The 20,784-nt window shown below is 70.2% G+C and carries 14 protein-coding genes, 2 tRNA genes, 1 pseudogene and 1 riboswitch; of the genes and pseudogenes, 4 read left to right on the top strand and 13 right to left on the bottom strand.

What is annotated here, in order from left to right; genetic code table 11:
* Positions 1-12: 12 nt before the first annotated feature.
* The 5 genes from ACFQ6X_RS20130 to ACFQ6X_RS20110 form a co-directional block, all read right to left on the bottom strand.
* Positions 13-957 (bottom strand): aldo/keto reductase, encoded by a 945-nt coding sequence (locus tag ACFQ6X_RS20130; protein ID WP_383183208.1) that lies wholly within the window; start codon positions 955-957, stop codon positions 13-15.
* A 246-nt stretch (positions 958-1,203) separates the two neighbouring features.
* Entirely contained in the window at positions 1,204-2,241 is a 1,038-nt protein-coding gene (locus ACFQ6X_RS20125) for a M23 family metallopeptidase (RefSeq protein ID WP_383183207.1), read from the bottom strand.
* A gap of 11 nt (positions 2,242-2,252) precedes the next feature.
* Positions 2,253-2,405, bottom strand: a riboswitch (cyclic di-AMP (ydaO/yuaA leader).
* Positions 2,406-2,639: 234 nt separating this feature from the next.
* On the bottom strand, positions 2,640-3,797 hold the full coding sequence (locus ACFQ6X_RS20120) for a PP2C family protein-serine/threonine phosphatase (RefSeq protein ID WP_383183205.1): 1,158 nt from the start codon (positions 3,795-3,797) through the stop codon (positions 2,640-2,642).
* Positions 3,798-3,928: 131 nt separating this feature from the next.
* Positions 3,929-4,675: a MerR family transcriptional regulator gene (locus ACFQ6X_RS20115; protein WP_383183203.1), complete on the bottom strand. Its 747-nt coding sequence runs from the start codon at positions 4,673-4,675 to the stop codon at positions 3,929-3,931.
* A gap of 114 nt (positions 4,676-4,789) precedes the next feature.
* Positions 4,790-4,863: transfer RNA gene (locus ACFQ6X_RS20110), tRNA-Met, on the bottom strand.
* Between the two features lie 334 nt (positions 4,864-5,197).
* Here ACFQ6X_RS20110 and ACFQ6X_RS20105 point away from each other — a divergent pair.
* The 3 genes from ACFQ6X_RS20105 to ACFQ6X_RS20095 all read left to right on the top strand — a co-directional run bounded on the left by ACFQ6X_RS20105 (position 5,198) and on the right by ACFQ6X_RS20095 (position 7,309).
* Entirely contained in the window at positions 5,198-6,583 is a 1,386-nt protein-coding gene (locus tag ACFQ6X_RS20105; RefSeq protein ID WP_383183201.1) for an FAD-binding oxidoreductase, read from the top strand.
* A gap of 205 nt (positions 6,584-6,788) precedes the next feature.
* On the top strand, positions 6,789-6,956 hold the full coding sequence (locus ACFQ6X_RS20100; RefSeq protein ID WP_356423651.1) for a hypothetical protein: 168 nt from the start codon (positions 6,789-6,791) through the stop codon (positions 6,954-6,956).
* Between the two features lie 131 nt (positions 6,957-7,087).
* Positions 7,088-7,309 (top strand): hypothetical protein, encoded by a 222-nt coding sequence (locus ACFQ6X_RS20095; protein WP_329208818.1) that lies wholly within the window; start codon positions 7,088-7,090, stop codon positions 7,307-7,309.
* Here the strand turns inward: ACFQ6X_RS20095 and ACFQ6X_RS20090 are convergent.
* Positions 7,306-7,704 (bottom strand): annotated as a pseudogene (locus ACFQ6X_RS20090) (SDR family oxidoreductase); the annotation flags it as partial. The gene ACFQ6X_RS20095 and the pseudogene ACFQ6X_RS20090 overlap by 4 nt on opposite strands.
* A 96-nt stretch (positions 7,705-7,800) precedes the next feature.
* Here ACFQ6X_RS20090 and ACFQ6X_RS20085 point away from each other — a divergent pair.
* Positions 7,801-8,010 carry a hypothetical protein gene (locus ACFQ6X_RS20085; RefSeq protein WP_383183198.1) on the top strand — a complete coding sequence of 70 codons (210 nt, stop codon included), beginning with the start codon at positions 7,801-7,803 and terminating at the stop codon, positions 8,008-8,010.
* A 64-nt stretch (positions 8,011-8,074) separates the two neighbouring features.
* Here the strand turns inward: ACFQ6X_RS20085 and ACFQ6X_RS20080 are convergent, their stop codons facing one another.
* The 7 genes from ACFQ6X_RS20080 to ACFQ6X_RS20050 form a co-directional block, all read right to left on the bottom strand.
* Entirely contained in the window at positions 8,075-9,418 is a 1,344-nt protein-coding gene (locus tag ACFQ6X_RS20080; protein ID WP_383183197.1) for an ABC transporter substrate-binding protein, read from the bottom strand.
* A gap of 352 nt (positions 9,419-9,770) precedes the next feature.
* On the bottom strand, positions 9,771-11,996 hold the full coding sequence (locus ACFQ6X_RS20075) for an N-acetylmuramoyl-L-alanine amidase (RefSeq protein ID WP_383183240.1): 2,226 nt from the start codon (positions 11,994-11,996) through the stop codon (positions 9,771-9,773).
* Positions 11,997-12,582: 586 nt separating this feature from the next.
* Positions 12,583-12,656: transfer RNA gene (locus tag ACFQ6X_RS20070), tRNA-Lys, on the bottom strand.
* 91 nt (positions 12,657-12,747) lie between these two features.
* A complete protein-coding gene (locus tag ACFQ6X_RS20065; RefSeq protein WP_383183195.1) occupies positions 12,748-14,304 on the bottom strand; it encodes an amino acid permease in 1,557 nt (518 codons plus the stop codon).
* 60 nt (positions 14,305-14,364) lie between these two features.
* On the bottom strand, positions 14,365-17,478 hold the full coding sequence (locus ACFQ6X_RS20060) for an FG-GAP-like repeat-containing protein (protein WP_383183193.1): 3,114 nt from the start codon (positions 17,476-17,478) through the stop codon (positions 14,365-14,367).
* A gap of 258 nt (positions 17,479-17,736) precedes the next feature.
* Positions 17,737-20,004, bottom strand: a complete 2,268-nt coding sequence (locus ACFQ6X_RS20055; protein ID WP_383183191.1) for a DEAD/DEAH box helicase — start codon at positions 20,002-20,004, stop codon at positions 17,737-17,739.
* A gap of 199 nt (positions 20,005-20,203) precedes the next feature.
* Positions 20,204-20,761 (bottom strand): hypothetical protein, encoded by a 558-nt coding sequence (locus ACFQ6X_RS20050; RefSeq protein ID WP_383183189.1) that lies wholly within the window; start codon positions 20,759-20,761, stop codon positions 20,204-20,206.
* Positions 20,762-20,784 lie beyond the last annotated feature (23 nt).

Genomic DNA, 20,784 nt, shown 5'->3' with positions numbered 1-20,784 from the left:
CCGGGGGAGGTGTCAGGCGGACGCTTCGGTGAGGTCCGCCAGGTCCTTGTCGGTCAGCCGCAGGTCAGCCACCGCCACCAGTGCGGGCAGCTGCCCGACCGTGCGGGCGGACGCGATCGGCGCGGCGACGGTCGGCCGGGCGGCCAGCCAGGCGAGCGCGACCGTGGCGATCTCCGCGTCGTGCTCCTGGGCCACCCTGTCGAGTGCGGCGAGCACCTTGCGGCCGCGTTCCGACTCCAGGTGCCTGGCCGCGCCGTCGGCCCGTGCGCTGTCGACCGTCGTGCCGGGCCGGTACTTTCCGGTGAGGAAGCCCGAGGCCAGCGCGAAGTACGGGACGGCGGCGAGGCCCGCATCGGCCGCCGTGTCCTGGAGCTCGCCCTCGTAGGTGTCGCGCGAGACGAGGTTGTAGTGCGGCTGCAGCGCGACATAGCGGGCGAGGCCCTCGCGCTCGGAGAATTCCAGGGAGGCCCGGAGGCGCTCGGGGCTGATGTTGGAGGCGGCGATCTCGCGCACCTTGCCGTCCTTCACCAACTGGTCGAGCGCGGTGACGATCTCCTCCACGGGGACGGTCTCGTCGTCGAAGTGCGTGTAGTAGAGGTCGATGTGATCGGTGCCGAGCCGGCGCAGCGAGGCCTCGGCGGCGCCCTTGATGGTCGCGCCGGCGAGCCCCTTGAACTCGGGGTGGGCGCCGACCTTGGTGGCGACGACGATGTCGGAGCGGTTGGAGCGCGACGCCAGCCACTTGCCGACGAGCGTCTCTGACTCGCCGCCCTCGTTGCCCGGGGCCCAGGCGGAGTACGAGTCGGCCGTGTCGATGAAGTTGCCGCCGGCCGCGGCGTACGCGTCCAGGACGGCGAAGGACCCGTCCTCATCGGCCGTCCAGCCGAAGACGTTGCCGCCGAGAGCGAGCGGGAAGACCTGGAGGCTCGAGGAACCGAGTGTGCGGAGTGAAGTCATACCTGGAACAAACCAGTCCGCTCAGGCGACTATTCCGATGGAGGCGGTCCACGGGCAGACCGGCAGCCCTGACGTCGGGGGGGTGCGCCAGGGCCGCCGGAGTTCAGGGGGCGTCCGCCGGGGTTCGGATGGGCCGTCCGCCGGCGCGAACGCTCGGCTCAGGAACGGCGAAGGCTCGACGGCAGCACCGCGGAGCACCGGCGAGGGCTCGGCGGCAGTGCCGCGGAGCCCTCGGACCGGGAGACCTCAGATGGAGAGACCCTTGCTGCGCAGCCAGCTCATCGGGTCGATGCCCGAGCCGTCCGCGGTGTGGACCTCCAGGTGGAGGTGAGGGCCGGTCACATTGCCGGTGGCACCGACGCGGCCGATGGTCTCACCGGTGGTGACCCGCTGGCCGGCGGTGACGTCCATCGAGGACTGGTGGCTGTACGAGATCTCCGTACCGTCGTCGAGCTCGATGACGGTGTGGTAGCCGTACGAACCCGACCAGCCCGCCGACTTCACCGTGCCGCCGTGCACGGCCTTGATCGGGGTGCCGGTCGGCGCCGCGAAGTCGAGACCGGTGTGGTAGCCGGAGGACCACATCGAACCGGCCTGGCCGAAGGTCGAGGTGATCGTGTACGAGGACGTCGGGAGGGCGTAGCTGGCGGCGAGCTTGGCGAGGCGCTCGGCCTCGGCCTTCTTCTTCGCCGCGGCTTCCGCCGCCTTCTTCTCCGCGGCGGCCTTCGCCTCGGCCTCGCTCTGCTGCTCCGCGGCTGCGGCTGCGGCCGCCTCGGCCGCCGCCTTCTCCTCCGCTGCCTTGGCCTCGGCCTCGGCTCCGGCCTGCTGCTGCTCGGCCTGCTGGAGGATGCGGGCGCGCAGCGCCTCACCGGCGTTGCTCGTGCCCTGCTCGGCCTCGGCGGCCGTGATGCCGGCGGTGGTGAGCGGGGAGGACGCGGCGACCGTGCCGTTGTCCGCCGAGTCGTCCGACATGAACGCGCTCACGCCGGGCAGGGACTTGGCGTCGGGGAGATTGTCCGCGATGGAATCGGGAAGAGAAATAGAGACCGGCGGCTTGCTCTGCGCAGTGGCCATGCCACCCGCGCCGACGGCCGCGATGACGCCGACACCGAGGACGGTGGAGCTACGGGCGAGGCCGCGCTGCTTGGCTACACGGTGCCTGCCGCGTACGGGACGGATGGACTCCTCGGTGGGGTTCCATTCCTCCCACGTCCTGCCCTCGTCACCGAAGCTGTCGGACCTGAAGGCTGACGGGGCCTCGGGGGCAGGCTGATTGGACGCCACGTGGGCGCACTCCTTTCCTTCCTTCTCGCCTACCGGGTTAGCTGACGGGTTCGGAGCAGGAAGGTCTCCTACGGGCATCTCCGTCTCTTACGAGACACAGGTGTCCGATTCACCCCATGTAGGTGGTTCCCCGGTTTCCTTGCGGAATTCGGCGCTCGCGCACGGTGCCGCCTCTTGCGACGACTGGGACAACCGCGCTGCGTTATCGAACGTTAATAGACACCCGGGTCCGATTCCAAGCTGTTCCCGTTGATCATTCACGGCTTCGGCATGGACTTTCAGGGGATTAACGGTCCGAAACGGGCGAGTTGAGTATTCCCGGTAAGGGCACCAGTTTCTGACGTTGCGTCAAATGTTATGCGGAGCGGTGCCCTTCGACTACGCACCGTGGTAACCACTCATCCATCGCCCCGCCCCACGATCTTCACAGTCGTCCGCCGCTCCGGCTGCCCCCGGGCGGGCCGGCCGATCGCGAGGAGCGCCATGTCGTCCACGGCACGGCCCTTCGTGTGCAGCCGTACGTCGTCGGTGAGCGCCGAGAGCAGTTCGTCGGGCCCCGGGAAGATACGGCCGCGCAGCCGGGCCGCCGGGTCGTAGAAGACCCCGTCCGCGTCCCGCGCCTCGGAGAGGCCGTCCGTGAACACCAGGAGCGTCGCCCCGGCAGGCAGCTCCCACTCGTCCGACCGGTCCGGCCACGCCCCCAGGCCCATCCCGATCGGCAGCGCGGGCACGGTCGGCGCCAGCACATCGAGCGCCCCGTCCGCGTGCAGCAGGATCGGCTCGGGGTGGCCGCGGTTGACGATCCGCAACCTGCCCGACCCCGCCGGGATCTCGGCGAGCACGGCAGTGACGAACCCCTCCATGGAGTCGAGCCCGCCGCGCCGCGTCCCCTCCCGCGCCAGCGCCCGCTCCAGCCGCTGCGCCACACCCTCCAGCGACAGCTCCTGCTCGGCGGCCTCCCGGAACGCCCCGATCACCACGGCCACCGCCTCCACGGCGGCCAGCCCCTTGCCCCGTACGTCCCCGACGACCAGCCGCACCCCGTGCGGGGTGTCCGCGACGGCGAACAGGTCACCGCCGACGAACTCGTCCGCCTGCGCCGCCTCGTAACGCGCCGCGACCAGCAGCCCGCCGATCCGGTCGTCCGGCGTCGGGAGCACCGCGCGCATCGCGGTCTCCGCGATGACCCGGGCAGAGGCCAGCTGGTCGTTGCTCCGCCGGACGACACCGTTGATGACGAGGGCGAGCACGGAAACGGTGAACAGGGTGATCAGCTCGGTGACCGGGGCGACGTCCGAGATCGTGTCGTCGTACAACCGGATGGCCAGGACCGTCAGGATGGCGGCCGCAGCCGTACGGATCGTGCTCGCCAGCGAGAAGAACGGTGCGGCGATCAGCGGAGCCGCCGCGAACAGGGGGACGGCACTGACCTCGGGCGGGGTAGAGAGGTCGAAGACCAGCCCGGCCGCGATCATCAGGGCGGGCAGCAGACGTACGAACCGCCGGGTACGGGCACCTCCAGCAGCTCCGCGCCGCCGCCTCTCCCGCTTCCCCACCTGTGCACTCCTGCCCGGTCCGTCCACGGCTGCGGACGGTACCGCGCTCCACCCAGGCTGGCCGGAGCCGCGCCGTGCGGCGACTCGTCGTCGGCCAAAGGGAGGAGCGCCCGAGCGCCGCGCCCCGATGGTCAGTCGGAGAGCCTGCGCTGCGCGTAGATCGTCAGTGCATCCCGTACGAAGACGGCGGTGCCGTCCCCGTACCGATCGTAGTTCTTCCCGAAGCGGGGATCGGCGACGTACATCTCGCCGAGGCCGATCACGTGCGACCGGGTGGGCGTCGCGGTCACCGACAGCCACTCGCAGTGCCGCCGCGCGATGTCCTGCACCGGCTCGCTGCCCGGGTCCATGCCCGCGGCCCTGGCCTGCCCGTAGTCACGGGCGATGGCCTCGTGCGCGGCCTGGAAACTGTCACGCTCCGCCCGGCTCAGCGAACGCCACCACCGGTCGCCCTTCTCGTACGCGTCCCGGCCCCAGCGCTCGGTGACCTCCTGCTCGTACACCGTGTGATCGAAGCCGTCGAACACTTCCTCGGCCATGAGCTCTCTTCCCTCCTCGGTCTTGTGGAGAGTGGTCCGCACCGAGGCGATCTGCCGCCCGATGCGCTCCCGCTCCTGCTCCAGCAGTCGCAGATGGGCCCGGAGCGCCACCGACGTGTCCCGCTGCCCCTCGAGTACGTCCTTGATGGCGGGCAGCGAGAGACCCAGCTCCCGCAGCAGCAGAATGCGCTGCAGCCGGACGAGGGCGTCCTGGTCGTAGTAGCGGTAGCCGTTGGACCCGATCCGGCTCGGCGCGAGGAGACCGAGATCTCCGTAGTGCCGGAGCGTGCGGCTCGTGGTGCCGGCTCTTCTGGCGATTTCCTGGATGGACCACTCCATGCCGAGAACGCTAGATCTTTACGTTGCGTCAAGGTCAAGCACGGCAGCCGTGGCGGACGCGGGCATACGACAGAGGCCCGGATCCTCGAAAGGATCCGGGCCTCTGTCTTTCAGTAGCGGGGACAGGATTTGAACCTGCGACCTCTGGGTTATGAGCCCAGCGAGCTACCGAGCTGCTCCACCCCGCGTCGTTGTGAGTGCAACACTACGCCATCCGGGACGAGCTCCTGACCATTTACCGCCGCGACCCCCCGCCACCGGCTCCGGCACCGCCCGGACTGCCGGTGCCCGCGGCCCCCACGGAACACGCGGCCCATCGGCGGGAGGGTGCGTATGCCCCCGTGGGCACGGGCGGGCCGGAGTGCGCGGCTCCGTCAGCGGCGGGACGCTGGACCTATCAGTCCTGCGGTGTCCGCTTCCGTCAGCGACCGAGGTTGCCGGAGCGCCGGCGCACACCCGCACCGAAGGCCCGGCACAGGCGGACCGGGCGGGTACGGCACACGCTTCGGCAAGGAGACGGTCATGGACGGCACCACACTCGAAACGATGCGGACCGAACTGCGCGGCCCCGTCATCGGCCCGGACGACCCGGAGTACACACAGGCCCGCACGATCTACAACGCCATGATCGACCGGAGACCTGCGGCCGTGGTCCGGTGCCATGACACCGCCGACGTCATGGCAGCCGTCGACTTCGTGCGCACGCACGGACTCGAAGTGGCGGTGATGGGCGGCGGACACAGCGGCCCCGGTCTCTGCCTCGTCGACGACGCCGTCACGATCGACCTGTCGCCGATGCGCGGCGTGCGCGTCGACCCGGCCACCCAGACCGCGCAGGTCGACGGCGGGGCGAAGCTCGGCGACCTCGACCACGCCGCCCACGCGTTCGGCCTCGGCACCCCGGCGGGCATCATGTCCACCACGGGCGTCGGGGGCCTCACCCTCGGCGGCGGACACGGCTACCTCACCCGCAAGTACGGCCTCACGGCGGACAATCTGGTGTCCGCCGACGTAGTCCTGGCCGACGGCGGCTTCGTCACGACGAACGCCAGCGAGAACGCCGACCTGTTCTGGGCACTGCGCGGCGGCGGCGGGAACTTCGGCATCGTGACGTCGTTCGACTTCGAGCTGCACCCCGTGGACACGGTGGGTGTCGGCATCACCGTGTGGCCGCTGGACCTCCTCCCCGACGTACTGCGGTGGTACCGCGAGTTCCTTCCGCAGGCGCCCGACGACCTGTACGGCTTCTTCGCGTCGATGACCGTCCCGCCCGCGCCCCCGTTCCCGGAGGAGCTCCACGGCCAGAAGGTGTGCGGCGTCGTCTGGTCCTCGACGGCGGACCCGGACGCCCTGGACGAGACCCTCGCGGCCGTGAACGAACCGGGCAAACCCGCCTTCCACTTCACGGCGCCGATGCCCTACCCGGCGCTGCAGGCCATGTTCGACGAACTGATCCCCACGGGCCTCCAGTGGTACTGGCGCGGCGCCTTCTTCGACCGGATCACGGACGACGCCGTCGACGTACACGCCAGGTACGCGGAGGCACTCCCCACCGGTCTGTCGACCATGCACCTGTACCCCGTCGACGGGGCCGCGGGCCGGGTCGGGGCCGACGACACGGCCTGGGCCTACCGCGACGCCGTATGGTCCGGCGTCATCGCCGGCATCGACCCCGACCCGGACAACGCGGAGGCGCTGCGGCAGTGGGCCGTGGACTACTGGGACGCGCTGCACCCGCATTCCATGGGCGGCTCGTACGTGAACTTCATCGGCGCGGGCGAGTCCCCGGACCGGGTCCGGGCCACCTACCGCGGCCACTACGACAGGCTCGCGGAGGTCAAGCAGGCCTACGACCCGCACAACCTCTTCCACGCAAACCAGAACATCGAGCCCAACCCGGGTCACTGACCCTCACGCCGACCACGGCAATACAGAGGGAAAGCCGTGCTCCGAGGGTTACAGTCTGCATGCACCGCATGATGATCCGGCCGCCCCCGGAGCGGCGCGACACCGGAAGCGGCACATCGTCGTCGTACCGGTCGGGACCAGTCCGGCATCACACCATCGGCTCGGTCACGGGGCTCTCACCGCACACCTACGTACAGGACACTCCATGACCGACATGCCCGCACGCACGACGCAGCGGCACTCCAACGGCACGGCCGCGGACACGGGCGCGCAGCTCGCCGCCCCGGGCACGGCTGCTCCCCTTCCCTCTCCGCAGTACGCGGGCCTGTTCATCGAGCCCGATCTGCCGCCGCTCCTCGACGAACCCGAGTGAGCGACGGGCCGGGCGGCCCAAGGGGCCGGACGAGCGTCGGGGCCCGGTGAGCGACGGGGCCGGCTGATCGGCAGGGCCCCGTGGGCAACGGGCCCGAGTGACCGGCCGGACCGCACGGTCGTTGGAAGACCATGCGCATCCGAATCGCCGTCGTCGCCCTCGGAGCGGCCCTCCTGCTCGCCGCGTACCTCTCGAACATCCCGTCCGAGGCCGAGACCGAAGCGGCCTGTCAGCGTGCCCTCGACAACACGTCGACCGCCACCCTCCGGCCCGACATCTGCCTGGACGTGTCCGCCGACACCTACCGGACCTTCCTCCTGATGTACGCACTGCGGGCGGAAGGCCTCGACTAGGACCGGCCCACGCGCACCGCCAGGAAGTCCTCCCACGTCCGCGTGCCCGTATCGGCCCCTTCGAGGGACAGGTTCTCGCCGGCACGGTAGGCGCGGCCCGCCTTTCCGGGCATCCGGACGGTCACCGTCATCCGGCGCTTGCCCCGCGCCCGCAGATAGCCGCGGATCAGGGCGGACATGTCGTACACCGTGGGCCCCGTCAGGTCGGGCACCCGGCCGGCCGGAGCGCCGAGTGCCAGTTCTACGAGCCGGGCAGCCACGTCGCGCGGATCGACGGGCTGGAGCCTGAGCCCGCCGGGGACGGGAACCACGGGCAGCATTCCCGTCTTCCGCACGACGGTCAGGGTCAGGTCGTGGAACTGGGCGGCACGCAGCACCGTCCACGGCAGACCGGACGGCTCGTCGCGGTGCTGGACCCCGATGTCGTCCTGCGGTCCGACGGCGGAGGCGCCCAGGCCCGCCACACGGCCGTCCTCACCGGGGCGCACACCGTGGCCTCGCAGGCACTCACCTTCGGACAGCTGTCCCCGTTCGCCCGGCCCGCGCTGGTCAACGGAGCGGCAGGGGTCGTGGTCGCCGCGCACGGGAAGCCGCTGTCGGTCATGGGCTTCACCGTCACGGACGGCCGGATCGCCGCCATCGACGTACTCTCCGACCCACAAAGGCTGCGCGCCCTCGACCTGACGGTCCTGGACGACTGACGGGAACGACGGCGCCCCGCTCACCCTCGTGGCGGGGCGCCCTGCCGTGGCCGGTGGCCGGGCGTCAACTGCCCTGCTGCTGCTTCCACTCCGCCTGGGCCTCGTCGAGCCGCTCGGCCAGGGAGCCCAGGAACTCCTCGGCGCTCATCTTGCCGAGCAGCACCTTCTGGAAGTTCGGCTCGCTGTCCGCCTTGGACAGGGTGTTCCAGTCGGGCAGGTAGTACGGCAGCTGGACGATCTTCGTGTTGCCGGAGAACAGCGCCTCGGCGCCGAGCTTCGTGGTCTCGGACGTGTCGATCCAGGGGTCCTTGGCGGCTTCCTCGTTGGCGGGTATCAGGCCCGCCGACTCGCTGAACTTGGAGTTCGCCGCGTGGGAGGCGGCGTACTCGATGAACTTCCAGGCCGCCGCCTTGTTCTCGGACGACTTGAACAGGGCCAGGCCGGAGACCGGGTTGGAGACCATCACCCGGGTTCCGTCGGCCAGTTCGGGCTGCGGGATGCCGCGGAACCTGTCGGCGCCCAGCGTGCTCACATGGTCCTGGTAGGAGCCCAGGTTGTGGTTGAGCATGCCGATGTCGCCGGAGTCGAACTGGGCGACCATCTTGGTGAAGTCGTTGTTGAGGTCGGCCTCGGGAGTGGCCTTCCTGTACAGGCCGACGTACTTCTCCAGCGCCGCGACGTTCTTCGGGTCGTCGACCGTGGTCTTCTCCCCGGCCGCGTCCCAGAAGGAGTCGATGCCGGACTGCCCGTACATCGCGTCCAGCGCCTGGGCGATGGAGCCGGGGCCGCCGCGGATCGTGTACCCGAAGACGTTCTTCTTCTTGTCCGTCAGTTTCGCGGCGGCCTTGTAGAACTCGTCCCAGGTGCCGGGCTCGCCCAGGCCCGCCTTCTTGAACAGGTCGGTGCGGTAGTAGAGGACGCCGTTGGTGGCGGAGATCGGCACCGTGTACATCGCGTCCCGGCCACCTGCGGCCTTCACGTTCTCGATCATCGCCTCGTTGAGCTTGCCGCTGAGGCTGCTCTTCCCCAGCCGCTCGTCCAGCGGCTCCAGCGCGTCCTGCGCCGCGATGCCTGCGACCATCGCCGCCCCCACACCACCGACGTCCGGCAGACCGCCGCCCTGGATGGCGGTGTCGTACTTGGACTGCGCCTCGGTGGAGGCAAGGCCCACATACTCCACGTCGAGCCCCGGGTTGGCCTTCTCGAAGTCGGCGATGATCTCCTTCCAGACCGCCGTACGGACCCCTCCGTTCTCGTCCCAGAAGACGATGTGTCCGGTGCCCTTGCCTTCGCTTCCCGTCGCTCCGGTCATTCCGCTGCCGTCGTCACCGCAGGCAGTGGCGGTCAGGGCCAAGGCGGAAACCAGGGAGATCGCGGAGGCGAGGCGGCGGCTGCGGGACTTGCTCATGGGTCGGCTCTCTTCTCTGAGTGCTCACTGTCAGGGATCCCCGGGGCGAGCGGGTCCGCCGCGGGCCGAAGCCGTACGGGACGCGCTCGGGGCGCCGTCGGGGAAATCGGAGGGGCGGTCTGTCGCGGGTCTCAGATCTCCTGTATCGCGTCTCATATATGACATACGAAGAACAACGCGATGAAGGTAAGTCGGCCCGGTGCCGCCGTCAATGCACTGGACAAAAGAAGTTCCCGCAGGCCCGACGGAGGTGCGGGCTTGCGGGAACGTCGGGCGAGGCGCCGGGAAGGACGAAGCGCCCCGACCGGCCGAAGCCGATCGGGGCGCTGAGGAGCAGGCCTTGCGGGAACAGCTACTTGAGGTAGACGAGGCCGTCAGTGGTGACGGCCGGGCGACCGCTCGTGCCGACGACGACGATCTTGATCGTGTGTTTGGCGCTTGTGGTCCACGTCTTGGTCCAGATCGCGTCGCGGTACTTGGTGGTGGAGGACTTCAGGTCGACGGTGGCGGTCTTGACGCCGTCGACGTAGACGTACGCCTGGCCGGAGGTGGAGGCACGGGAGACCACCCAGGCCGCCGACTTGCCGGTGAAGGTCCAGGTCAGGCTCGCGTTCCTGGTGGAGCTGGAGTAGGACCTGCCGCCGAGGTAGCTGGTGGAGGACTTGGTGGCCCAGGTGCCGGACCTGGCTGCGGAGGACTCCTGCAGGATCACCGGGGTGCCCGTGACGGAGGCGGAGGCGGTGTTTCCGGCTCGGTCGTAGGCCGTCATCCTCCAGGCGGTGGCCGCTGCGGACTTCGCGGTGTGGGCGGCGCTGTAGGTGGTCGGGCCGTACGTCCTGGCCACGGGGGCGGTCAGCCGGACCTCCTTCAGCGCGGCGCCGTCGGTTGCCTTCCAGCTCAGGGCGAGCGGGACGGCGGTGGTACCGACGGTGCCGGTGCGCAGGGAGAGGGAGGGCTTGGCGGTGAACGTGGGGACGGTGGCATCCGCCACGACGGTCGCGGCCGCTGTCGTGGCGGTCGTGCCCGACTGGTGGACCGCGCGGACGGTGACCTTGTGGCTGCCCACGGCGAGGGTCGCCTTTGCGGAGGTCGCGGTACCGGCCGCGGTGGCCGCCACCTTGCCGTCGACGAGCAGCTCGAACTTCGAGATCAGCGAAGCCGGCGTGGTGGCCGACCAGTTCACGGTGACCGCGGCCTTGGCGTAGTACGTCGTCCCGGACAGAACCGAACCGGTGACGGACTTGATCGCCAGACCCGTGACCGGGCCGGCCGCCCAGGAGCGGATGGTGCTGAGCTGGGTGTAGAGGGCGTTGCCGGGGCACTGAGTGTTGTAGCCGTCCCGATGACCGTGGATGACCGGGAAGGCCAGCTGGTCGCCCTTGGCCCAGGACTTGCCGAAGTAGTTACGGCCGCTGTCGCCCGCGGTGAGTGTCGTCGTACCGGCGGGGTTCACGCCGTACTGGCCGAGCTTCCACGCCGCGATACGGGCCACCGAGACCATCGCGGCCTGCGGCGGAGCGGCATCGGTGTAGGTGCCGAGTACGGAGATACCGGTCGTCTCGGCGTTGAATCCGTAGGCGTGCGCGCCCATCACGGGCCTGTCGATGCCGCCCTTGCGCCCCTCGTAGATCTGGCCGCACTTGTCGACGAGGAAGTTGTATCCGAGGTCTTTCCAGCCGAGTTGCTTCACGTGGTAGGCGTAGATGCCGCGCACGACCGCCGGACCCTGCTCGCAGGTGTAGGTGTTGGACTCGGCGGTGTGGTGCACCACGACAGCCTTGACCTTCTCACCGGGCAGGTAGCCCGGGTCCTCCGGGCTGATCGACTCGTCCGCACCCCAGCCGGCACGGGAGGTGACCGGCGGCTGCGGCGCGGTGGAGGGCGGCGCGGGCGGCACCGTCACCGTCGGCGTGGGGCTCACGGTTTCGGAAGCCGGGACGGACGGCGACGGTGAGTCGCTGGGGGTTTCCGAAGCTGCCGGCGGCTCGCTCACGGAAGGTTCGGTGGGCGGCTCGCTGCTCGCCGGAGCGGAGGGCTCGGTCGTGCTCTGCGTCGGCTCACCGGAGTCCGACGGCGAGTCGGTGGGCAAGGGCTCATCGGTCTCCTCGACGGCGAACGCCGCAGGTTCCATGCCCGTGACCTTGCCGCTGCCAGGGTCGACCATGTCCAGACGCAGGCCCGCGGGGAGCTCCGAAGTCGACCCGCCCGAACGCACGCGGGCCTCGACACCGTCGGAGGGGCCCACCCATACCGGCTCGGTGCCGCCGCGTGCAGCACCGTTTTCGCCCTGACCGCTGTCGCCGTCCAGGCGCAGCCAGCGCGACCACTGCCCCGACCCGACCGACCGCGTACGCACCTCTACCGCACCAGGGACGTGCGCTGCCGGATCGGTCCACGTCACCCCCAGCATGCTGAACGGCTCCGCGTCCCGCTGCTCCAGGGTGGCGGACCGGCCGTCGCCGCTCGTCGCCAACTGCTCCGTGTTGGCCCGGGCCTTGACGGGGCCCGGTGTTCCATCCGGCTGGACACCATTGCCCGTGCTGCCGGTGACTCCTTGGAAGACAAGCACTCCGGCCAGCCCCGCAACGGCCGTAGCCGCCGTCACCCATATCCGACGCCGCTTCACGCAGCCCCACCCCCCGACTCTCCCCAGACCGCATCGATCTTCACAACCCGGCCCCTCGAGACCCGAGCCGGATGGAACCTACCGGTAGCGGACCACATCGAGCTTTAGCTATGAGTGGGACATTGATGCCATCTCGGGAGATGTAAGGAGATTCGCCCCTTGGCGAGAGGAGGTCAATTCGCCAATGATTGGCACTTTCAGGGCAATCCATTGACGAGAATATGAGCAAGATCACTCGATTGCTGCCGGGTACGGGGCGTCGATCCCGCAACCCTTGCCGCAGTCGTGGCTCCTCTCCTCCTCGTCACGTTCGCCGCAACACCGCACATGCGGTGTCTCTGTGAAGGCGTAGGAGTGGCGCTTCGGGAGGTCGCCTTCGACTTCGACAGCCGGCCGGACCTCTGGGCCACTCCGAGGCCCGCTCCGGCAGCGTGGACGAGTGGTCGAGTGGTCGAGAAACACGAGGCGCCCCGACCGGCCGAAGCCGGTCGAGGCGCTGAGCTGCAGTCCAGAGGGGGCTTCCCCTCCCTGCGTCGCGTAGGCCGTGTGGGACTCGAACCCACAACCAACGGATTAAAAGTCCGCTGCTCTGACCAATTGAGCTAACGGCCCCTGAGCGATCACCCCCCGAGCATAGCCCGCCCGGGCCCGGCAGCCGATCGGGTATCGGGTGCCGGGCCCTGTCGCGCCGGGGCCTGGGGAATCAGCCTTCCGTTTCGTCCTTGATCGTGGCCTTGTGGTCGGGATCGGGCTGTTTGAGGAACCAGTGGCGGGCCGACACCAGCCACCAGGTGGCTGCGAAGCCGAGCACCACCAGGACGGCCAGCGGGGCGTAGTTGAAGGTCTCCCAGGTGACGGGGGACACCTGGGGCAGCATGAACAGCACCGTGATCACGGCGACCCAGGCCACCGCGACGATGCCGATGGGGCGGGACCAGCGGCCAAGGTGCCAGGGGCCCCGGATGAAGTCGTCGCCGCGCAGCAGGCGGAGCAGCGTGGGGATGACGTAGGCGATGTAGAGGCCGATGACCGCGATGGACGTCACCGCGGCGTACGCGGTGACGTTGATCAGGTACGGGAGCCCTAGCGCCAGCGCGCCGAGCGCCGCCAGCCAGACCGCCGCGACGGGGGTGCGGGTACGGGGGCTGACCGTGTGCCAGACACGGGAGAAGGGCAGGGCGCCGTCGCGCGAGAACGCGTAGATCATGCGGCTGTTGGCGGTGACCGAGGCCATGCCGCAGAACAGTTGGGCGCCGATGACGACGAGCAGCAGGAGTTTTCCGGTGGTGGCGCCGAGCGCGTCCAGGAGGATCTGGGCGGGCGGGGCCCCGGTCGGGGAGCTCAGGGCGCCGTCGTACGACTGGATGGCGAAGGTGAAACCGAGCAGCAGCACGAAGCCGGCGATCCAGGAGGTCCAGATGGACTGCACGATGCCGCGCGGGCCCGCCACGGCCGCGTCGTGGGTCTCCTCCGTCATATGGGCGGAGGCGTCGTACCCGGTGAAGGTGTACTGGGCCATCAGCAGGCCGATCATCACCACGTAGAAGCCGCTGCCCCAGCCGGTGTTGTTGACGAACTCGGTGAAGACGAACGACGTCGACTGGTGCGAGTCCGGTACGAAGGTGAGAGCGCCGACGATGACGGCGACACCGACGACGTGCCACCAGACGCTGATGTTGTTCAGGACGGCGACGATCCCGACGCCGAAGGTGTTCAGCAGTCCGTGCAGGACGAGGATCGCGGCGAACAGCAGGATCGTGCGTCCGGGCGTGATCTCGAAGCCGAACTGGAGGTTCAGGTACGCCCCGAGGAAGGACGCCGCCCCGAAGTCGATCCCTGCGGTGACGGCGACCTGGCCGAGCACGTTGAACCAGCCTGCGAACCACGCCCATGCCGCCGCCGAGCGCGGTGGGGCGAGGCGGTGGGCCCAGAAGTACAGGCCCGCGGACGTCGGGTACGCCGAACAGATCTCCGCCATCGCCAGGCCGACGAACAGCGTCATCAGGCCGACGCCGACCCAGCCCCAGGTGATGACGGCCGGGCCGCCGGTGTTCATGCCGAACAGGTACAGCGTCAGGCAGCCGGAGAGCACGGAGATGATCGTGAACGAGACGGCGTAGTTGGAGAAGGCGGACATCCGGCGCGCGAGCACCTGGGTGTAGCCCAGCTGGGCCAGCCGCTCCTCGTCCGTGGTGGGGGCGGAGGGACCCGATGAGACATCGGGCGGGGGCTTCGTGACTGCTGCTTCGTCGTTTGTCATGCCCCCAGCGATGCCCTCACCGGGGGCACAGCATGCACCCCTCACCCCACCCGTTGCCCGCTAGAAGATCGCGGAGTAGGTGTTCCAGCCCGGCCCCACCTTGGCCCGCGCCGTGAACGAGCCCGTCCCCGTGCCGTTGTACCGCCAGAGCACCCCGGCCTTGTCCCTGGCGAGCAGGTCGTTCCTGCCGTCGCCCGTGATGTCACCGACGGCCGCGAGCGCGTTGTACGCCTGCCAGCCGGGGCCGATCCGCACCTTGGGCGCGACCCTGCCCGTGCCCGTTCCGGCATAGCGCCACAGCACCCCGGCGCTGTCGCGTACGAGCAGGTCGCCGAAGCCGTCACCGGTGAGATCGCCGGCTCCCACGACCGTGAGCCCCTTCCAGCCGACCCCGATCTGGGTACGGGCCTTCAGCCTGCCCTTGCCGTCGCCCGGGTACAGGAAGAGGTAGCCGGTGGACTGCTGGCGGGCCAGCAGGTCCGGGATCCGGTCGCCGTTGATGTCACCGGGGGCGAACATGTCGTACGTCTTCCAGCCGACACCGATCTGCACGGGCTCGTCGTCGACACGGTCGTCACATGCGCCGTCGGTCCGCACCAGGGTGCCGTCGTCCCTCGCGGCCAGGTAGTCGTTGCACCCGTCACCGACGAGATCGCCCATCGGAAGGACTCGGTTCCCGGCCTGGCCGTCGCTCCACCACATGCCGGTGAGCGGGCCGACCGTGCCGGGCAGCTTTCCGTCGCGGAACCCGAGCATGCCTTCGTCCTTGACGACGAATAGATCGCCGAGTCCGTCCCGGCCGTAGTCCCGCCAGGCCGCGGCGCCCTGAGTCAGGGCGATCCCACCGCTACGGACCAGCGCCGCACCGTGGCCGTCGGCCGGCTGGACGGTCAGCGTCCAGCTGTAGGGGCCGTTGACGGCGAGCGGGCCTGCATCGGTCCGGCCGTCCCACACCCCGTAGAGGTCGCCCCGCACCTCGCCGCCCGTGACGGTGCGGACGGTCTTCCCGGTCCGCCGGTCCGTGAAGACCGCTTTCCACGACGAGGCGGGCTTGGAGAGCTTCCCGTTGTACGTCCAGGGGCCCGAGAAGACGCCGGGCTGCCCCGTCCACGACTCGTTCTGGGCAGACAGTGGCTGGGTCGGCACCCCGGTCGGCACGATGTGCACCTGCTGCCCCGCATCCACGTGGGCGAGGTGCCCGCCGTACTTGTCGACCGTCCACTCCACCCGCCGCTGCGGATTCGCGGTCGCGGGCAGGTCCGCGACGACGCGGCTCCTGGCGGACCCGGCCGCCACCGAGGACACCAGATCGGTCAGCTCCAGCTTTCCGGCCGCCTTGTCGTGGCGTACGAGATAGCCGTCCCCCAGCAGCGCTTCTCCGACAGGTACGGCCAGCGACTTCCCCGTCGTACGGTCGAGGACCCCGGCGCCGCCGGAAGGTCCGCACGTCCAGTACAACCAGCGACCCAGTGCCTGGAGTTCGCTGGGTGCGCAGCCCGATCCGAGGTCGACCGTCGCCGTCGTCCGGCGCGTCGCCAGGTCGTACGAGGTCACCGTGCCCGGCTTCGTACCCGCGCTCCACAACGTGCCGGCCCACAGGGCGGACGCCACGGGGCTCCGGGTCAGGATCTTCTGACCGCCCAACCGGTAGACGATCTGCTGGTTCGACGCGGCATGCGTATAGACGGCGTAGTCGCCGTCGGTGTCCGTGAGCGTTCCACCGGACAGCCCTGTGCGGACCGAACTCCCGCGTTCCCGTATCTCGTCGCCGGCGCCCGACTCCAGCCGGATCAGTACCACCGGCTTGCCGTCGCCGGTGCCGTGGATGGCGTGACAGTCGGGATCCTCGGGTCCGCATTCGCTCACGAACGAGATGGACGACCCGGACGCGGGTCCGTAGGAGGGGGTTCCCTGGACCGCGAGCTCTCGCTCCGTGCCATTACGGAGCGTTGTCGGACGGGTCACGGCGGTCAGCCTGCCCGCCGACAGGCCGATTCCCTCCAGGTCCATCGGCAGTGCGGCAAGGTCGATCACACGGGTCGGCTCGGGCACCCCGTCCTGACCCTCGACGATGCGGTACACCCCCCACGTGGTGTCCGACGCATAGCCGGTGGCTCCGCCGACGACCACGGCGGAACCGTCCTGGGCAGCCGCGATCTCCGTCCTGGCCTTAGCGAGCAGCTGACGTGAGGGACCGCCGTCGAGCGGTGTGGCCATCAAGGAGACGCTCCCCTTGTTGTGCAGCAGCCAGTCGCCGACGACAGCGAGGTGGTAGCCGCTGCGCTCGGTGGGCGCCGGTGCGGTGAGGACCCTCGGAGTGGCACCGATGTCGGACCGGGGAACCACGCTGATCGTCGAGTCGGCGCCGTACGAGTACCAGACCACGTACCGGGGTGTCAGGAGGTAACCGGGCGCGGTCCCCTGTATGCGGGCGGAGCTGCCGGCCATGTGCGCGGTTCCGAAGTCGACCATCGCCATCTTGGCGACCCCGTCGTGCACGTAGCGCAGCAGGACGCCGCTCTCGTCGCCTGTCGCGGCTGTCTGGGCCGCCCCCGCGTATCTGGCGCCCTCGGGGAGGCCGGTGACCGTACGGTCCCGCGTCGTCCCGTCGGCCCGTATGTCGAGGAGGTGTGCCTCGGTGGCCGTCGTGCTGGTCGTCCCGTCGGCTTCCGTGGTCACCAGCTTCACGGCAACGACCGTGTGCCCGTAGACGCCGGCGAAGGTGAGCCCCTCGGGAATCGGCACGAACGTCGTGGTGCCCGCCACCATGTCGCGCAGCTCGACCTCGTCCGCCCACTGATAGGCGATCGTGTCGGTACCGGTCCCGTACACCTTCATGAGGATGCCACTGCCCGTCGGGCCCGCCGAAACGTGGGCACCGTCGGAGAAACGCGTCCAGCGGTAGCCGGAATTGGCGGACGGGCGGTTGAAGACGCCCAGTTCACCGACGGCGTCGGCCTCACGGGCACCGCCGGTGGAGACGAGGTTGAAGGACTGCACGGTGCTGCGCAGCGTGGCCGGCACCACCACGGGGTCGGCCGCTGCGGCCGTCGCGGCCGGGACGGCGTTCTGTACCGCCCGCGGCGTGGCCGCGGCCGGCGTCGGCAGGCCCGCGGTGACGGACAGTACGAGCGATGCGGCGATGACGCCGGAGCTGAGGGCACGGTGGGCCACTCGGGTTCCTCCCCTGGACTGATGAGCACGCAGGCATGGAGGAGGAAGGAAAAGCTGTCACTGGAACTGGACGGCTTCCGGGCGCACTTGGACGCTCGGGCCTGCCCCCCGGCACGTAGCCCCCCACGCGAGTGGACGGATCCTAACAGGATCTTCACAGAAATCGAGAGGATTTTCGAACCCGTTCAACACCGCAGGGCCCGTACGACACCGGAGTGTCGTACGGGCCCTGCGGATGGATCAGTCGGTCAGCGACGGTCAGCCGTTGCGCTTCCAGCGCGGCTTGTCGTCGCGGCGGCCGAAGGTACCGGTGCCGGTACCCGTGCCGGTGCCACCGCGGTGGCCGGCCGGACGGTCGCCGCCACCGGAGCGGAAGCCGCTCGAGGGACGGTCGTCGCGGCGGTCACGGTTGACCGGACGGTCGCTGCTGCCGGAGCGGAAGCCACCCGAGGGGCGGTCGTCACGACGGTCGCGGTTGAACGCCGGGCGGTCGTTGTCGCGGTTGAACGCCGGGCGGTCGTTGTCACGACGCTCGAAAGAACGGCCGCCACGGTCGTCACGACGGTCGCCGCCACCGGAGCGGAAGCCGCCCGAGGGACGCTCGTCACGACGGTCACGGTTGAACGCCGGGCGGTCGTTGTCACGACGCTCGAAGGAACGGCCGCCACGGTCGTCACGACGGTCGCCGCCACCGGAGCGGAAGCCGCCGCCCACGGGACGGTCCTCACGACGGTCGTTGCTTCCGCGGAAGGACGGACGGTCGCTGCTGCCGCGGTAGCCGTTCGCACCGGACGGACGGCCACTGCGCTCGCCGACACGGTCGTTGCTGCCGCGGTACCCACCGCGGTCGCCACCACGGTCGTCACGACGGCCGTAGTTGCCGCGGTCGTCACGACGGTCCTCGCGGGGAGCGGACTGCTCCGGCACGGCCGCGGCGGCCAGCAGAGCGGCCTCGGCCTCGGCGGCGACCTCGGCCACCGCTGCCTCGGGGTCGTCCCCGCGCTCACGGGCGGCACGGGCGACCAGGCGGTCGGCCTCCTCGCGCAGCTCGACGGCACGGCGCTGGATGCGCTCCAGCTGCTTGGTGAGGTCGGCTGCCTCGCGCTCGGCCTGCTTGGCCGCGTTGTTCGCGGAGTCGGCCTGGACCTCGGTCAGCGAACGGGCACCGGTGATCTCGGCGACCTCCGGCTCGAAGACGCCCGCGCCCTGCACGATGTGACGCGAGGCGTCGACGCCCGCGTCCTCCATGAGGCGGAAGATCTGGCGACGCTGGTGCGGCAGCGCCAGCGAGACGACGACACCGGACTTGCCGGCACGGGCGGTACGGCCCGAGCGGTGCAGGTAGTCCTTGTGGTCGCCGGCCGGGTCCACGTTCAGGACCAGGTCGATGCCGTCGACGTGGATGCCGCGGGCGGCGACGTCGGTGGCGACCAGGGCGTTGACGAGGCCCTTCTTGAAGTCCTCGAGCACACGGGTACGGGCACCCTGCGTCATACCGCCGTGCAGCGCGTCCGCCTTCACGCCGGACTCGATGAGCTGCTCGGCGATACGGTCGGCGCCCAGCTGGGTGCGGACGAAGATGATCGTGCGGCCCTTACGGGCGGCGATCGCGGAGGTGACCGGCGCCTTGTCCTTCGGCTTCACGACGAGGACGTGGTGCGACATGGTCGAGACGTTGCCCTGGGCGCTGTCGACCTCGTGGGTGACCGGGTTGCTCAGGTAGCGCTTGACGAGCGTGCCGATCTCGTTCTCCATGGTGGCGGAGAAGAGCATGCGCTGGCCGCCGCCGGGGATCTGGTCGAGCAGCTCGGTGACCTCGGGCAGGAAGCCCAGGTCCGACATCTGGTCGGCCTCGTCGAGGACGGCGACCTGGACGTTGGCGAGCGAGCAGGCGCCGCGGTTGATGATGTCGCGCAGACGGCCCGGGGTGGCGACGAGGACGTCGACACCGCGCTCCAGCGCGTAGATCTGGTTGCTCATCGACGTACCGCCGCAGACGACCTTCATCTTCAGGCCGAGGACGTCGCCGTAGGGCTGCAGTGCGTCGGCGACCTGCATCGCGAGCTCACGGGTCGGCGTGAGGATGATCGCGCGGGGCTTCTTCTTCTCGGTGTGACCGCCGGCCAGCGAGGCCAGGGTCGGCAGACCGAAGGAGAGCGTCTTGCCGGAGCCGGTACGGCCGCGGCCGAGGATGTCCTTGCCGGCCAGGGCGTCCGGGATGGTCGCCGCCTGGATCGGGAAGGGGGCGGTCACACCGTTCTGCGCGAGCTTGCGGACGATGCCGTCGGGCAGTCCGAGCGAGGCGAACGTGATGGTCGGCTCGGCGTCGGCGGCGTCCTCGACGGCCTCTGCGGCCTCGTCGGAGAGCTCGGCGTCGTCGGCCGGGGCCTGGACCTCGGCGGGAGCGTCCACGACGGCCACAGCGGCCTCGGGAGCCGCGGCCACTACGGCCTCGGCGAGCTCCACGAGCTCGTTGTTCTCGACGTTCTCGGGCATGACGGTGTGGTCAGAACTGGAAATTGACATGCGAAATGCGAAACCTTCCGGAGTCTCGGCACGCGCCCGTAACTCCGTGTTTTCGCAATTTCGACCGCCTCAATGCGGTCCAGCCACGGCAAGGGAGAGTACGCGCCACACGGCGCTCTTCTGTGTCGGCGCCGGGCAATGGGATCAAACGATCTACTACCATACGCACCCTCCCCCACATTGCGCAAACCGAGCCCCCTCACACCGGCGCGACCTGCGGTGATACCTCCGGAGTGGGCCACACCTCCACCCGGTCGCGCGCACCCGTCGCATCGTTTCGGGAGTGCGCGGCGGGCGAGGCGGAGGGCTGCTCCGGGGGCTGTGAGGGCTCCGGATCGGGAGCGGGCGGAGGGTCCTCCGGAACCACCGGCGGGGGCGGCGGTTCGCCGGGTCCCGGGGCGCTGGGCTCCGGGGTGGGCAGGTGCCCGCCCCCGGACGGCGCGGGGGTACCGGGGCCGGGTACCGGACGGGAATCCCCCGGCGTCGCCGACGGGGCTGCGCCGGAGGCACCCGGGGACGCCTTGCGGGCGGCGTCCCGCTCGGACTGCGCCCCGGCGTGGCCTCCGCCGCCGAAGCCGGCCCTGCCCGAGCCGGGCGCGGTGTCACCGCCCGGTTCGGCCGACGCCCCCTTCTGGCCTGCCGGGCGGGACGGAGCCGGCTTCCCGGCGTCCTCACCGACGCTCATACAGCCTGTGGACGCGGCGATCGTCAGCGCGGTGACGGCTGCCCAACGGACAGGGGCGGACAACTGGCGCACGGGGTGGCACCTCCGGGGCGGGA

Origin of the sequence: Streptomyces sp. NPDC056452 (genome assembly GCF_042796085.1) — a bacterium.
GTDB lineage: Bacteria > Actinomycetota > Actinomycetes > Streptomycetales > Streptomycetaceae > Streptomyces.
The sequence above is the reverse complement of the archived record's forward strand: the minus strand, read 5'-3'. Positions and strand labels throughout refer to the sequence as shown.

Excerpts from the sequence above, each read along its gene's own strand:
- ACFQ6X_RS20130 (WP_383183208.1), bottom strand. The coding sequence starts at position 957 with ATGACTTCACTCCGCACACTCGGTTCCTCGAGCCTCCAGGTCTTCCCG.
- ACFQ6X_RS20115 (WP_383183203.1), bottom strand. The coding sequence starts at position 4,675 with ATGGAGTGGTCCATCCAGGAAATCGCCAGAAGAGCCGGCACCACGAGC.
- ACFQ6X_RS20105 (WP_383183201.1), top strand. The coding sequence starts at position 5,198 with ATGGACGGCACCACACTCGAAACGATGCGGACCGAACTGCGCGGCCCC.
- ACFQ6X_RS20100 (WP_356423651.1), top strand. The coding sequence starts at position 6,789 with ATGACCGACATGCCCGCACGCACGACGCAGCGGCACTCCAACGGCACG.
- ACFQ6X_RS20095 (WP_329208818.1), top strand. The coding sequence starts at position 7,088 with ATGCGCATCCGAATCGCCGTCGTCGCCCTCGGAGCGGCCCTCCTGCTC.
- ACFQ6X_RS20080 (WP_383183197.1), bottom strand. The coding sequence starts at position 9,418 with ATGAGCAAGTCCCGCAGCCGCCGCCTCGCCTCCGCGATCTCCCTGGTT.
- ACFQ6X_RS20065 (WP_383183195.1), bottom strand. The coding sequence starts at position 14,304 with ATGACAAACGACGAAGCAGCAGTCACGAAGCCCCCGCCCGATGTCTCA.
- ACFQ6X_RS20055 (WP_383183191.1), bottom strand. The coding sequence starts at position 20,004 with ATGTCAATTTCCAGTTCTGACCACACCGTCATGCCCGAGAACGTCGAG.